The 15,511-nt window shown below is 57.2% G+C and carries 8 protein-coding genes; 4 read left to right on the top strand and 4 right to left on the bottom strand.

Going from position 1 to position 15,511, the window contains the following annotated elements:
- Window positions 1-15 precede the first annotated feature (15 nt).
- A complete protein-coding gene (locus tag THTE_RS06880) occupies window positions 16-1,398 on the bottom strand; it encodes a hypothetical protein (RefSeq protein WP_095414736.1) in 1,383 nt (460 codons plus the stop codon).
- A 605-nt stretch (window positions 1,399-2,003) separates the two neighbouring features.
- On the opposite strand from THTE_RS06880, the gene purN reads away from it, so the two are divergent.
- On the top strand, window positions 2,004-2,675 hold the full coding sequence (purN, locus tag THTE_RS06875) for a phosphoribosylglycinamide formyltransferase (protein WP_095414735.1): 672 nt from the start codon (window positions 2,004-2,006) through the stop codon (window positions 2,673-2,675).
- A gap of 77 nt (window positions 2,676-2,752) precedes the next feature.
- A complete protein-coding gene (locus THTE_RS06870) occupies window positions 2,753-4,525 on the top strand; it encodes a formate--tetrahydrofolate ligase (RefSeq protein WP_095414734.1) in 1,773 nt (590 codons plus the stop codon).
- 192 nt (window positions 4,526-4,717) lie between these two features.
- Here the strand turns inward: THTE_RS06870 and THTE_RS06865 are convergent, their stop codons facing one another.
- Complete coding sequence (locus tag THTE_RS06865; RefSeq protein WP_095414733.1) at window positions 4,718-7,708, bottom strand: vitamin B12-dependent ribonucleotide reductase; 2,991 nt, start codon at window positions 7,706-7,708, stop codon at window positions 4,718-4,720.
- A gap of 868 nt (window positions 7,709-8,576) precedes the next feature.
- Here THTE_RS06865 and THTE_RS06855 point away from each other — a divergent pair.
- Together THTE_RS06855 and THTE_RS06850 are read left to right on the top strand one after the other, a co-directional pair.
- Entirely contained in the window at window positions 8,577-9,206 is a 630-nt protein-coding gene (locus THTE_RS06855; RefSeq protein ID WP_157731865.1) for a RodZ family helix-turn-helix domain-containing protein, read from the top strand.
- Between the two features lie 84 nt (window positions 9,207-9,290).
- Window positions 9,291-9,704 (top strand): acyl-CoA thioesterase, encoded by a 414-nt coding sequence (locus THTE_RS06850; protein WP_095414730.1) that lies wholly within the window; start codon window positions 9,291-9,293, stop codon window positions 9,702-9,704.
- Between the two features lie 44 nt (window positions 9,705-9,748).
- On the opposite strand, the gene THTE_RS06845 is transcribed toward THTE_RS06850, so the two are convergent.
- Entirely contained in the window at window positions 9,749-11,167 is a 1,419-nt protein-coding gene (locus THTE_RS06845; protein ID WP_095414729.1) for a 3-deoxy-D-manno-octulosonic acid transferase, read from the bottom strand.
- Window positions 11,168-11,290: 123 nt separating this feature from the next.
- A complete protein-coding gene (secA, locus tag THTE_RS06840; RefSeq protein WP_095414728.1) occupies window positions 11,291-14,992 on the bottom strand; it encodes a preprotein translocase subunit SecA in 3,702 nt (1,233 codons plus the stop codon).
- Window positions 14,993-15,511 lie beyond the last annotated feature (519 nt).

The raw sequence follows: 15,511 nt of genomic DNA, 5'->3' as shown, positions 1-15,511 counted from the left end.
GAGAGCCACTCCTTTCTAGTTCTGCAGCAGCTTAGCGATTACGTTTTTCAACACTTCTTCGCTTTTCGGGTCGAGGAACGTCGCGGTGGGCTCATATCCACCTTCTTCGTACGCCTTGGCTGTACAGATGTATCCGGGCGCAAGATCGCCATAGGCTGCCACCGCGACGAAGCGATTCGGTCGTAACGACTGAGCGTAGAGCTGATACTCGACGAAACATTCCCCGGGCAAATTCAAGATCGCGCCGTCGTTGATTTCCAGAAGCTGAGCGAAGAAAGGTTGCTTTGCCCGGGCGAGAAACGCCAGTCCTCCTGCAGCGCGAATTCTCTGCACAGGGTCTAAATCTTTCTGACTGACGCGGGCTCGCAGATCGGCTTCCGTGTAGCCTGAGTCAGACCGTGGAATCGGGCAAAACGGCTCAACTCGCCAGTTGAGCCGGTGGACACGCTCATACCGGGTGTTCTTGGAAGCCTCGCTCATCGCTCGGTAAAGGCGTTCAACGAGCTGTTCACGGGCCTCCCGCGTGCCGTCATTGTACTTCCCCATCGTGATATTTCCGGCACACCCGGTGAAGTAGATCTGCATCACATTCTCTTCCTGCTCAAGTCGGCTGCGGGCAAAGCCGGGGACATCGGCGCTGGCTCGGGGATCTCCGTAAAAGCTTTGCGGATGTGTGGCGTAATAATGCAGCCGGACAAGCGGTTTCCCATCCCGAGCGAAAGTGACCGTCCGCACATATGGATCGATTAACCCTTCGGGAAGCGCCCGAATTTGTGGATCCTTACAGGCGCTGTACCGGACCACAAGCTTCCCCTCGGGGGTCCATGCCCGCCGATTGGAGGCCACCTGCTCCACGATCGCCGAGCCGAATCCTACCTCGTTGAACGGTTCGAGTCGCTGGATCGCAGCTTTGACTTCCGCGGCCAGCTTGTCCGTTACTGCTTCCATAAAAGCAAAGTCCACGTAGGGAAGTGTAGCCCCGGCTTGGTCGAGAATCTTTTGGGCGTCCCCATTTGTGTATGGAGCAGTATGCTGATGAACGGTCTGCACAGCCACATGGGAAGGAGGGACGCCCAAAGCACTGGCGATCTTCTCCTGAAACTGTCGGTAGCTCGAATTGCACAGGCCGCACCAGTCCACGGCACATAGCACGTAGCGGGAATGACCATCATCCAGAACGACCCCGCGCGCTTCCAACGGTGTTTCCACTTCTTTGACGGGCACCAGCCAGATGAGTGGGTGACGACCATTAATGGGTGGAGTCACGTCGCACCGAAACGTGGCCAACCTCCATTCGCTGGTGTGCGGGATCTCCTCTCCCCTTCCCCACCCTGGTTCCAAGAATCCGAGACAGCAACATAGAACCAGGACCAAACGCGGAACGATCGACTGCACCATCGCGTGGTTTCTCCCTGCTGCCGAAGTCTGCACAAAATTCACAACCCCACCAACAGAGCAATGATGGTCGCAAAGCCGCATTCAGTATACCCTCGTTTAGCAGGTTGTCCACTTACCAATAGAGCAGAATCTACCCAATTCGAGACCGGGAGGCGGGACAGAGAGCACAGACAGCGGAGACTCCTTTCGGGATATCACGCGAAAAGAAGCGAAGGGTCAGTTTTGACACATGTCGCGGCCGCCCCGGCCAACGCCGGGGGCACGGTCGAACGTTACTCTTTATGTTCCATGTGTCGTAGGGGCAATTCATGAATTCCCCTACCGGAGTCGCTGGTGCCCTCAGGGGGCAGAACGACCGACTTTTTTCACCCCAACCACGAATATTCACCCGACGACTGCTGCGATATTAGGTGAGATCCATACTAACTGACAGGCTCTGTTATCGACGGACATCAAGCGACAGGTGCGACACCGTCGCCCGGATCCGTGTAAACCGGAATGACCGCTAGTCTTCTCGATCAATGCTTTACGTTTGCCTGCAACTCCTTTAGAGTAATTTTTATTTGGAAACAACCGTTTACGGACCCTTCCGAGGAGGCAACAGAATGCCAGTCAAAGGAACGTCTAAATCCGAAAAGCTACTTCCTATCGCGGTGCTTATTTCGGGAGCGGGTACAACTCTCAAGAATCTCATCGAAAAAAAGAAAGAGGGAAAGCTTCCCGTGGACTTCAGGCTTGTCATATCCAGCAATCCCCAGGCGGGCGGTCTGCAACACGCAGCGGCTGCACAGATCCCCGCGATCGTGGTGGATTGGAACAAGTACCGCGACCCTCAGCCGTTCAGTGAGGAGATTTTTGATCATTGCCGACGACAAAACGTGAAACTTGTTGTGATGGGCGGATTCCTGAAAAGACTCGTCATCCCTCCCGACTTTGAAAACCGGGTGGTTAACATTCACCCCGCTCTCATCCCGGCGTTTTGCGGTCAGGGATTCTATGGCCTGCGTGTCCATCAGGCGGTGCTGGACTACGGGGCGAAAATCACCGGGTGTACCGTCCACTTTGCGGACAACCTCTACGATCACGGCCCCATCATTTTGCAAAGAGTGGTACCTGTGCTCGACGACGATACGCCCGAAACTCTGGCGGCTCGGGTATTCCAGGAAGAATGCAAGGCCTATCCGGAGGCAATCACGCTGATTGCCGAAGGCCGGGTGCAGGTGGAGGGCCGCAAGGTGAAGATTCTGCCTCCCAAGGATGTGGATTTCGAATTGTGATCGCCCTGCCTTTTTTCTGCTTTCACCGAAAATGCAACTCCAATTTGTATCTCGGGAGCTCAACTGGGAGGGTGTCTATGCCGCTTGATCCGACTGAACATCCCGATTGGGAAATCGCTCTGGAGGCCGAATCGCGGATGAAAACGTGTTACCAGCTCGGCGAAGAGCTGGGCCTGACGAAGGAAGAGCTTCTACCCTATGGCCATTACATTGCCAAAGTGGATTACCTTAAAGTCATGGAGCGACTGCGTGATGCCCCCGACGGAAAGTTCATCGAGGTGACAGGCATCACCCCCACACCGCTCGGGGAAGGCAAATCCACTACCACCATCGGGCTGCTCCAGGGACTGGGCCGACGGAAAAAGCGGGTCACCGCGTGCATCCGCCAACCTTCGGGAGGGCCCACAATGAACATTAAAGGTTCGGCTGCCGGAGGGGGACTCTCCCAGGTCATCCCCCTCGCGGAGTTTTCTTTGGGATTGACCGGGGATATCAACGCGGTCATGAATGCCCACAATCTGGCGATGGTGGCCCTTACGGCGCGACTCCAGCACGAGCGCAATTACGACGACGAGCGACTGGCTAAAGTGGGACTGAGACGCTTGAACATCGATCCCACCCGCGTGGAAATGGGATGGGTCATCGATTTCTGCGCCCAGGCGCTCCGCAATATCATCATCGGCATCGGCGGCCGGATGGACGGCTACATGATGCAGAGCCGCTTTCAGATCGCAAGCTCTTCCGAGGTCATGGCTATCCTTGCCGTGGCCCGAAGCCTCGAGGATCTTCGCCAGCGTATCGGGCAGATCATCGTGGCCTACGATAAAAAGGATCGTCCCATCACGTGCGAAGACCTGGAGGTGGCCGGGGCCATGACCGCCTGGTTGCGCAGCGCTATTAATCCAAACCTCATTCAAACCATCGAGGGCCAGCCCTGTTTTGTACACGCTGGTCCGTTTGCCAATATCGCGATCGGGCAGTCCAGTGTGATCGGCGATCAAATCTGCCTGAAACTGGCGGACTATCACATCACCGAATCGGGATTTGGAGCGGACATCGGCTTCGAAAAATTCTGGAATGTCAAGTGCCGATACCTAGGCAAAGTCCCCCATGTCTCGGTCATCACAGCGACAATACGGGGATTGAAACACCATGGAGTGACAGCAGGAGCCCCGCCCTGCCCTCCCGGCCGACCGATCCCCAAGGAATATTTCGAAGAGAACTTAGCGTGGCTCGAAGCGGGAGCCGCCAATCTCCTCCACCATATCAATATCGTGAAGAAGTCGGGCGTTCACCCGGTGGTGGCCATCAACGTTTTCCCAACCGATACCCCCGCGGAAATCCGGCTGCTGCGTCGAATTGCCGAACAAAGTGGTGCGAGGGTCGCCGTGTCCAATCACTGGCGGTACGGTGGAGAAGGAGCGCTGGAACTGGCTGACGCCGTCCTGGATGCCTGTGAACAGCCCGTCTCTTTCCGCTATCTGTATGAGGATGACACACCCCTGAGTGAACGGATTGAGAAAATCGCCCGCGAGGTGTACGGCGCCGATGGTGTGGAGTACTCCCGCGAGGCAGAAGCCAAACTTAAGGAATTCGAAAATAACCCCAAATACCGGGATTTTGCCACGATGATGGTCAAGACGCACCTCAGCCTCACGCACGATCCGACCATCAAAGGAGCTCCCAAGGGCTGGACCCTTCCCATTAAGGACATTCTTGTCTACGGGGGCGCCCGGTTTCTCTGCCCGATGGCCGGTGAAATCTCGCTCATGCCAGGAACAGGCTCGGACCCGGCGTTCCGGCGGATCGACGTGGATGTAAAGACAGGCCGTGTGACCGGGCTTTTCTGAAGCCGCGTCATCGACCATCGCCTCGTGCAGATGTCGATGATCCATGTGAAAACCCTGGCAGGTAAAATCCGGCGGACTACCTGCCAGGGCCGATTTTGGGAACAGCAACAGTCACCTGGCCGGATTATCAGGCCCGGGTGACCTCACCATGCGGTCGAGGCACACACCAGGAACCTTCTCACACGAACCTTGTCACGAGCAGCCCAAGCTGTGCCCACAGTTTGGACAAACGTGGCAAGAGCCGGCCCGGCGGGTGATGGCACCGCACAGATCGCACGGAGGCCCGTCGTCCTGGAACGGAAGATAGCTCTCCAGCGTCGCCGTTGCCGCAGGTTGCACAGCCGGCTTGGCGCCATGAAGCTGCCCGTTGCCGGCGGACGAAGGCTGTGTCAGCGTCGCCGCGAGGGAGGCCAGCCGCTCGGGAAGTGGTCCGCCCAGCGACTCCCAGGGGTCACTCCGCCGTTCTCCACCCCCGGACGTTGATGGTGCTTCCGCCTTAGAAGCCCCGTTACTCCCACCCGTCGCGGGTTCCGGAGCAGGTGTCAGCCGTTCCAAAACGTGCTGGGAACTTTTGAGCTTTTCTCTATAGCCGGGAAGAAATGTCATGCCCAGCCAGCGAAAGATGTAATCGACGATACTCGTCGCAGTCCGGATTTCCGGATTCGTTGTGAAGCCCATCGGCTCAAACCGGGTGTAGGAAAACTTGTTGACGTACACTTCCAGCGGCACACCATACTGGAGGCTCATCGATACCGCCGTCCCGAAGCAATCCATCAACCCACCGATGGTGCTCCCTTCTTTGGCCATGGTGATGAAGAGCTCGCCCGGACGACCATCCGGATAAAGCCCCACCGTAATGTAGCCCTCATGTCCGTTGACCGAGAATTTGTGGGTGATGGATCGTCGTGTGTCGGGCAGCCGTTCGCGCCGAGGTGCCGGCACCGCTTGCGTGGTTTTTTCGGTAGACGCCTTCGAGACCAGCGGCTGCACTTCCTTGGAGCCGTCTCGATAGACCGCCAGAGCTTTCAGTCCCAACCGCCAACCTTCCATGTACGCGTTGGCGATGTCCTCGGGCTTCACATCGCGGGGCATGTTGACGGTCTTGGAGATTGCTCCCGAAAGGAACGGCTGGGCGGCCGCCATCATCAGAATGTGCGCCTTCCAGTGGATGTACCGCTTCCCACCTGGTGGTGGAGTGGCACAGTCGAAAACGGGCAGGTGTTCGGCCTTCAAATGAGGGGCCCCTTCGATGGTGTCGTGCTTATCGATAAACGCCACGATCTCGCGGATCTGTTCTTCTGAGTAGCCCAGAGTCTTCAGAGCCAGGGGAACGGTCTGATTGACGATCTTCAATGTGCCACCACCAGCCAGTTGCTTGTATTTAACCAGCGCGAAATCCGGCTCGATACCGGTTGTGTCGCAATCCATCATGAAGCTGATCGTGCCTGTGGGCGCAAGCACCGTCATTTGCGCGTTGCGGAATCCATACCGCCTGCCGTTGGCAAGAACCTCATCCCACAGTTTTCGGGCGGCGTTCTTGAGGTATTCCGGAGCGTGTTCCAGCTCCTCCACCTTTTCCCAGTGGCGTTCCATCACCCGCAGCATCGGCTCCCGGTTTTTCTCGAATTCCGCAAACGGCCCCACGGCCGCCGCCAATTCTGTGCTCGTCCGACAGGCTGCCCCGTGCATGAGGGCCGTGATGGCACCGCACAGCCCGCGGGCTTCGTCCGAATCATAGGGCAGGCCAGATGCCATAATCAGACTGCCCAGGTTGGAATAACCCAAACCGATCGGTCGGAACAGATGGCTGTTCCTGGCGATCTTCGCCGTTGGATAGCTCGAGTGATCAACGAGAATTTCCTGGGCGATGAAGATAACCCGGCAGGCTGCGACGAAACGATCGGCGTCAAACGTGCCATCCTCGCGCCGGAACTTCATGAGGTTGATGCTGGCCAGATTGCACGCCGTATCGTCGAGGAACATGTACTCGGAACAGGGATTCGAGGCATTGATTCGGCCCGAATTCGGGCAGGTGTTCCAGCGATTGATAGTGGTGTCGTACTGGACGCCGGGGTCACCACAGCTCCAGGCAGATTCGGCCATCTTTTGCATCAACTCCCGCGCCCGGTAGCGAGGACCTTCGCGAGTCGGATCGGTCACCCAATGGGTGACCCATTCCCGGTCTGCCTCCACCGCTTCCATAAATTCATCAGTGACGCGGACCGACAAATTGGCATTCTGGAAAAGCACCGAGCTGTAGGCCTCCTCGGGTGTATAGCCGTTCTGAATGAGGATGCGTGCCTTCTTCTCCTCCTTGGCCTTGCACTCGATGAATTCCAGGATGTCCGGATGCGTCACCTTGAGGGACTGCATCTTCGCCGCTCGCCGGGTTTTTCCTCCGCTTTTCACCACAGCGGCGATTTGATCGTACACCCGCATGAAGGAAAGCGGCCCCGAGGGCTTGCCACCGCCTGAGAGCTTTTCCCGACACGATCGGAGGGTGGAGAGGTCGGTCCCCGTTCCGGAGCCGAACTTAAAAAGCATGGCTTCGCTTCGGGCCAGCTCCATGATGTCTTCCATATTGTCCTGCACACTTTGGATAAAGCAGGCGGAAGACTGAGGATACTCGTAGGGGTTTTCCGGCTGCACAGCCCTGCCCTCTTTGGCATCCCATCGCCAGTTGCATGTGGCCCCCTTAATTCCGTACTGATGGTACAGTCCCACGTTGAACCAGACCGGGGAGTTAAAAGCCGCGTACTGATGCAGGCACAACCAGACCAGTTCGCGATAGAACCGCTCTCCATCTTCCGCTGAGGCGAAATACCCGTCCGCGATTCCCCAATCGGCAATCGTGCGGCACACACGGTGGATCAGTTGCCGTACGCTGGATTCCCGCTGCGGCGTGCCGAGCTCTCCGTAAAAATACTTGCTGGCGACAATGTTCGTGGCCAGCTGGCTCCACGTCTCTGGCACTTCACAATCCGGCTGTTCAAAATGGACCCCTCCCGTGTCACTTTTGATGACAGCGGTCCGACGCGTCCATTTGACGGTATCGAACGGCGATGAAACGTCGGGAGGGCAAAAGACAGGATCAATCCTGATCCCGCGAATCCCCGGCCGAACTGGTGCATTGTTTTCGACGACCGAGTTATGCGAAAGGGCAGCGTGATTTTCCTGTGCCATCGCAGTCACCTCCTGATGCTTGGGTTTTCCTGATACCTCGCGGTCGCACCGAGCGATTCCGGCCAGCCGCCGCACAACCACACACTTGTATGTTGAGTCCGTGCATGCAAGTGTACTAATGTACACTGTCCCCTCGGCCTCTTCAACCCCACCGATTGGTCACCGAAAACTGCTTTCACGGATGAGAGCACCTTTCAGCCAAAAAGCCCTGCCAGTCAACCGATGCGGCTCCGGTGTCAATTCTTACGCAGTTTGAAAAGATCGCTCACATATCCGGAGCCCACCCATCCTATCCAGTTCCAATTCATCCAAAACGCCGCAGCCTCCCCTGGGTCAATCAGCTTCGTTGCATCACCCCATCCTGTGGGGGGAAAGCAAACATCCGCGGGTAATAGCCGAAGCCAAAGTAATCTCGCCACTATCTATTGTATTCAATGGTCAATGCATGCACAACATAGCGTAAGAGTTTACCGCGATCCTGGCCGATGTCAAGCCCCGAACCTGGTCGTTGTAAGTGCCGATCAAATGGTGACCTGCGTGCGACACGTTTTTCGAGTCCCCACGGCCGGTCTGCCCGGAAAAAGACGCAACTCATTGCCAGGAAAGTGGTTCGGCAATTTCGATCGCCTTTTGCTTTCGCCTGGCACATTGTTCAAAATTTCAGGCGGTTTTCTTTCGCTGCCGTGCGAGACTTTCCAGCCCCAGTCGCACCCAAGCTGTTTGATCTCCAGCATCGCGTATCATCCGAATACCAATGGCGTCCGAATCGACGTACACTGAAATCGTGGCCGGAATGTTACGCCAACCTTTGATAAAAGTGGCTGTCGGCCGTTCCTTTACTCTGGCACAAGCGCGAATGGTGCTGACCATGTCAGTAAAGAAGAACTGGCTTTACCTTGCTGTCAGCCTGCTGGGGCTTGCAGACGGATGCATGAAGGGTGCGGACGACTCGGCCTTTCGCGTGACACCGCAAAAGCCGTCCCCGCCGCCGGCGATCGCCAGTCACACATCGGGCGTGACAGGTGAAACAACCCCGCAAATTGCTCCGCCACCCCCACAATCCGCGGTGACACCTGCTGGTCCAGCAGGGGACCTGGCGGCCGCGAATTCCCCAGCGGCATTACCCCAGCCTTTGTCTGGCTCTCCGCCCTCTGGTGGCCAAACCTCGAGGGCCTCCCCGATCAGCCCCGTCAACCCGACCGATCTCCCTGTCCAGCTCTCCGCTGCCGTGGCCCTGCCGATGACGGGCCCGGAAGGAACAATGATGGGCTTCAGCGTGGATTACCAATTCCGCGGGGGAACAGCACCGGGAGGTGGCTCGTTTTTCTGGTTGATCGAAGGAAGCAACGGAAAGCAGTACCGTGTTGCTGTCAAACTCGATGCCCGCGGCAACCTGATGCTCGTGATCCCCGGATGGCGACCGGAGGATGGGCCTTTCCGGTGCCGACTTGAAGATCAATCTGGCCGGGCGATTTCGGCTACCGTCGATATGCGGTAATCTTCCACTGCCATTTGCGAGACAGCCGCCTCTCGGTACGCTGCGACGATTGCACCTCTGTTGATGGGACGAAAAGGAACGCTCATGCTTCGGGAACATGAAATTGAAATCCGGGTGCGGTATCCCGAGTGCGATCCGATGGGGTTTTTGCACCATAGCCGGGTTTTCATTTATTTCGAGATGGGACGGACCGAGTTGCTCCGCGCCTCCGGAGGAAACTACCGCCAGTGGGAAGAACGGGGGCTGTACGTGGTCGTGGTGCACGCAGAATGCCGCTATTACCAGCCGGCTCGGTACGACGACCTCCTGCGATTACGAACCATCGTCAAACGCGTCACGGCGTACAAAATTGAACATGAATACCTGCTGTACCGTGATGGAGACCTTCTTTGCCGCGGGAATGTGACGCTGGCGATTGTCGATCGTTCTGGACAGGTGCAACCGGTGCCGGAGGAGGTCCGCAAGGAATTCGAAGCGAGCGAGTCAAAGGTGGGCTGATTGACCGCAAATGTTTTTGCTACCGCAACCCTGCTGCCCTTTCTTCACGCCGAACGCCGAAGTGTGAAACCGGCTTCCTTTTCTTCCGCAAACAGCAAGCGTCGCAGGATTTCGAAGGTTTTTGTGGTGGCCCCCCGGTGCGAAAGAACCAGATTTTGTGCCCGCTGGCCGAGTTCATTGGCGTAAGTGGGATCTTCCAGGCACCGCCGGACAAAAGCTTCGAGCTCCCGGGCATCGTGCACGACGACGGCGGCCTCCGCCTCCAGCAGCGATTTCACAATGTCCCGAAAATTCCACGTGTTGGGACCAAAGCTGACCGCGGCCCCGTAGCCAGCCGGTTCCAGCATGTTCTGGCCCCCTCGGTTCCCGAAGCTTCCTCCCACAAACGCGATATCCGCCAGGCCCCACCAGGCACTCAATTCTCCCACGGTATCCACCAGGATGATAGGCCGCAACGAACAACTCCGCGGCGACCCAGATGATATGTGAAGGTGACTTCGACGGTCGAACGCCGGTTCGGCTTCTGTTTGCTGTCCATGGGGCCAATGCACCGGCAGAGAACGGTCCGGAGCAAGCTCGGAACGTCGCAGCCACGGCAGACCACTTGCGCGAAGCAACTCGGCGACACTGTCGAACCGCTCTGGATGGCGTGGCACGAGGATGAGTCGCAGGTGCGGAAAAGTCGGCGCTAATCGCCGAAACACCTCCAGTGCGGCGGCCTCCTCGCCCTCCTGGGTACTCCCTGCCAGAAACACCGTTTCGTCGCGAGCTATCCGCGCCAGTTCCCGTAGCGACTGAGTGTGGGGATTGCCGCGATCACACTCGGCGCCGTCGAATTTCAACGATCCCGTGACAAACACCCGGTCAGGGGGCACACCCAAGGCGATGAATCGCTTGGCTGTACGCTGATCCTGGGCGGCGACCGTATCAAGTTTCTGAAAGGTTGATCTCAGAAACGGCATGGCCGCTCGATAACCGCGAAAGCTCCGGTCACTCAGGCGACCATTAACCACGGCAACCCGGGCGCCGGCGTTTTTGGCCTCCGCGATGAGCTGGGGCCAGATCTCGAGCTCAGTCAAAACGAGCACCGATGGGTGAATACGCTCCACGGCGCGGCGAACAGCCCAGCTCCAATCGAAAGGTGTAAAAAAGGGGGCCAATTCCGCGTACTTTTTGTTTGCGACTTCGAAGCCGCTGCGGGTTGTGGTGCTGAGTCGAATATCCACATGCGGGAGTCGGCGCTGGACCTCGACCAGGAGTGGTCTCAGGAGATTGACTTCCCCGACGCTCACCGCATGGAACCACAGGCATGGTTGAGCATTTTCTCGCGGAGGCACGTCGCCCCACAGCTTGGCCCGCCATCCCTGCCGATACTTCTGGGGATGCCTCAACAGTCGCCAAACCCAGATCGGCGACAGCAGGCCTAACCCGGCAAGGTAGGCAAGATCCATGAATGAGATCATCGGGGCCTCCTTTCCCCGCAAACCGTGGTCACATCAAAATACCCCGCTCAATTTCGATTCCATTTTAGTCTGATCGAGAAGCCGCGACTGGTGCCCCGATCATCACCGCACGTGGGCATATTCTCAGGCAGCGCCGCGGTTCCGCATGCAGCAGTGTTTATATTTCTTGCCACTACCACATGGGCAAGGATCATTTCGACCCACATCCGGGCCTGTTTTGCGGATGGGCTGGCGTTTGCCTCCCGTCTGTTGTGTGGAATCAATGGTTTCCTGCTGCTCCTTCATCGTTTCCTGGATGGCTGAACTCGATGTGGTGCTGTCGTGAACCGCCCGCGTCTCCCGCCACAGCGAGCGCACGAACCGGTCATCCAGTTGTTCCATGCGGTAGATGAGGTCCGTCACGCGACGGGCCACCGACTCCCACATCAGTTCAAATTGCCGCATTCCCTCGCGCTTGTATTCCACCTTGGGATCCACCTGAGCGTAGCCCCGCAGGCTCACAGCACTCCGCAGGTGATCCATGACCAACAGGTGGTCCTTCCAGGCGCTATCCAGCGTGTAAAGCACGAGGAATCGCTCCAATTGCCGCATTTCGGGAGAATAGCGATCGTTGAAGGCGTCGCGGAATTTCCATTCCAGATCGCGACGTTCCATGCGGCTGACTTCGTCAGGAGTCAGTTCCATCCCCAGGTGTTCATGAACCCAGCGGCAGAATTCCACAAGCCGGGGATGGTTGCGCGGGCATTTCGCCCTTGCATCCTCGCCACTCCCTTCGAACAGACTCGCAAGCAAGGATTCGCCTTCGGCGCGAAGGGTCTCCGTCCTTTCATAGTCACGCTCACTGGCTTCCCACAAAAGGGCGGAAATTTCTTCCCACGATCGCTGCCGCAGGTCTTCCTCGGTCAATTCCAGACCAAAGCGTGCCTTCGCCCATCGCGCCAGCGTTTCCCGATCGTACGTTCTTCGTCCCAGGGCGTCTTGTGTCACGAATCGGCTCAGCCCCACCCTTAGCGGCAGTTCGATTTCCTTCTGACGATAGGCTTTGAGGGCCGCTTCATAGACATAATCCTTGACGGCCGCCGGTTCCCGATCGCGGAGGTCCTCGAGGGTAAGCTCGATCCCAAACTTGCTGCGGACCCAGTTAATCGCCGACTTGAGTCCGAAGTCAGGATCGAGGAATTTGGCTCCCTCGCTTAAATCAACGGTGCGAATCGACTCCTGGGCCTTTTCGATGAGGAATTCGGAAAGCTGGTCGCGGGGAATCCGCCGCAAATCCCGCTCTTTAAGATTGAGACGCCACCGGGTGTTCACCGATTTGGTCAAGGCTTCCCAGTTCCAGTCGCTTTCCTCGGCTTCCTCAGGCAGGTTTTCCTCGATCAGGTCGAAAATCTGGCTTTCGGCCATTCGCTCGGCGTGGTCTCGGGCATAGGCTTCTGCGGTGGGAAAATCCATCCCCCGGAACTCCCGTGCCCGGAATTCCACTGAAAGTTGTTTGCTGATCCATTGGGCGAACGTCTCTGCCCCGTAATTCTTGTCCAGGAAGGTGTTCAGATTTTTTTCGATCTGCTCCCGAATCATTTCGCGGATGAGCAACCGGCAATCCGCCCCTTCCAGGATCTTCTGTCGATAGCCGTACACTCGTTTCCGCTGCTCGTCCATCACCTGATCGTATTCGAGCAGGTTCTTGCGGATTTCAAAATTCCGTTCCTCCACTTTTTTCTGGGCGGCTTCGATACGGCGCGTCACCATTGGGCTTTCGATGGCCTGCCCCTCTTCCATGCCAAGTCGGGTGAGAATGTTTTTCACCCAATCGCCCGCGAAAATGCGCATCAGATCGTCTTCCAGGGACAGGAAGAATCGGCTGCTCCCTGGATCTCCCTGACGGCCCGCACGTCCGCGAAGCTGATTGTCAATCCGCCGCGACTCGTGCCGCTCGGTACCGATCACATGAAGGCCGCCCAGCCGAGCTACCTCTCGCCCCTCGGCCTTCATTTGCTCCTTTTCTTCGATTTCCTTAACAAGCGCTTCCCACTCTTCGCGCGGCACGTCCAAACGACTGCGGTACTTGTGCTGAAGAATGGACCAGGCTTTGGCCTCGGGATTGCCACCCAATATGATGTCGGTTCCACGACCAGCCATGTTGGTGGCGATCGTGACCGCTCCTTTTCGTCCGGCCTGGGCAATGATTTCCGCTTCCCGCGCGTGGTGTTTGGCGTTGAGGACCTGGTGCGGAATTCCCCGCCTTGTGAGCATCTCCGAGAGCATTTCGCTCTTCTCGACCGAGACCGTCCCCACCAAAATGGGCCGCCCCTTCTTTTCGATGTTATGAATCTTGGAACGAGGGATGACCTTCCGCTCGCCTTCTTTGGTGCGGAAGACAATTTCCTCCTCGCCCTCCTCTAAAATCTGTCCCACTTCGTATTCGTAGCGGGAATACCAAACCGTATCCCATTTGTGCATGCGTTCGATTTCGTCGACAATCGCTTTGTATTTTTCCCGGGCGGTGCGGTAGATGACGTCCGGGTAATTGATGCGGCGGAGCGGCTTGTTCGTGGGAATGGCCACCACTTCCAGCTTGTAGATCTTCCAGAATTCGTTGGCCTCCGTCATGGCCGTTCCCGTCATTCCGCAGATTTTGTCATACAGGCGGAAGAAATTCTGGATGGTGATGGTGGCCAGCGTTTGGGTTTCTTCCTTGATGGGAACACCTTCCTTGGCCTCCACCGCCTGATGCAGACCGTCGCTCCACTGCCGCCCATACATCAAGCGACCGGTGAACTCATCGACAATGATGACCTGGTTGTTTTCCACGACGTAGTGGACGTCGCGCTTGTAGAGATGGTGGGCTTTCAGAGCGTTATCGATGAGGTGAGGCCATTCCAGATTGCCGGCCGTGTAAAAGCTTTCAACCCCCGCCAGTTCCTCCGCCTTGCGGATGCCTTCCTCCGTCAGGTGGCAGGTATGATCCTTTTCATTGACCACAAAGTGCACATCTCGAATGAGCTGCCGGGCAATCTGATCCGCCCGCTTGTATCGCGAAATATCATCGTGGGCAGGACCCGAGATAATGAGCGGGGTTCGCGCTTCGTCGATGAGGATATTATCCACCTCGTCGATAATGGCGTAGTGGAGCCGCCTTTGAACCTGCTGATACTCCGGCGGATAGCGAGGGTCGCCTTTAGCGGCCAGCCGCATGTTATCGCGGAGGTAGTCGAAACCGAACTCGTTGTTGGTTCCATACGTGATGTCGCAACTGTACGCTTTCTGACGCTCCACCGCTCCCATGTCGTGCTGGATGGCGCCGACAGTCAACCCGAGGAACATGTACAGTGGGCCCATCCATTCCATGTCGCGGCGAGCGAGGTAGTCATTGACGGTGACGACATGGACCCCCTTCCCTTCCAGTGCATTGAGATAGGCCGGGAGCGTTGCCACAAGGGTCTTCCCTTCACCAGTCACCATCTCTGCAATGGCCCCGGCGTGAAGGACCATCCCTCCCATCAATTGCACATCAAAATGCCGCATCCCCAAAACCCGTCGCGATGCCTCCCGACAGACCGCGAAGGCCTCGATGAGAAGGTCGTCCAGAGTCTCGCCGGCTTCCAGACGTTTGCGGAACTTGTCCGTCTGCTCGCGGAGTTCCGCATCGGTCATTTTCTGATAACGAGGTTCCAGGTCATTGATGGCCTGAACCTTGGGTTGGAGTTTCCGCAAATAGCGGGCATTGGCCGAGCCGAACAGGGACGTGAGCGTCCTGTCCACGGCCTGGCCAATCACCACAAACGTATCCGTCGCAAAATCCCACAGTCGTTCGAGAAGTTCCATGGCTTTATACGGAAATTCTTTCTTTGGTTGCTTGCTTGAAGTACTCGTTCCGGGTCAGGCTTTCCAGACGAACCTGCGCCGGCTACGCGTCCTCTGACCAACAGGCACGGTCCGCGCCCCGATTGTATCACAAGGCAGAGATTTCGCGCAGTCTGGCAGGCTGATGCAAAAGCCGCGCCAAAAAGCTCCCTAAGATAAAAATCCGCCAAATCCTACTTTTATTGTAGGCTTTTCGTCACGCCCTGTTGTGAAGATGATCTGCCAACCGTGTCCGAAAAACGGCACTTTGCATCACAACTTCACACGAATTCGCAACTTAGCACCAACACGGCTGGGCGTCAACACGTTTTTCCAACGGACTTGCCCCGATTTTTCGTTAACATCCGGGAAAAGTAACAGGTCCAACGTCTTGCCGGGGCAATCCATGAATCGCCCCCACGGCGGGCTAAACACGAGACAGCAGCGTGCCTCCGGACTGAATGTCCTCCACCTCCAAACCTTGCCGCGATCGGCGTCCCT

The sequence above is a fragment of the Thermogutta terrifontis genome, from assembly GCF_002277955.1.
In the GTDB taxonomy this organism is placed as follows: domain Bacteria; phylum Planctomycetota; class Planctomycetia; order Pirellulales; family Thermoguttaceae; genus Thermogutta; species Thermogutta terrifontis.
The sequence above is the reverse complement of the archived record's forward strand: the minus strand, read 5'-3'. Positions and strand labels throughout refer to the sequence as shown.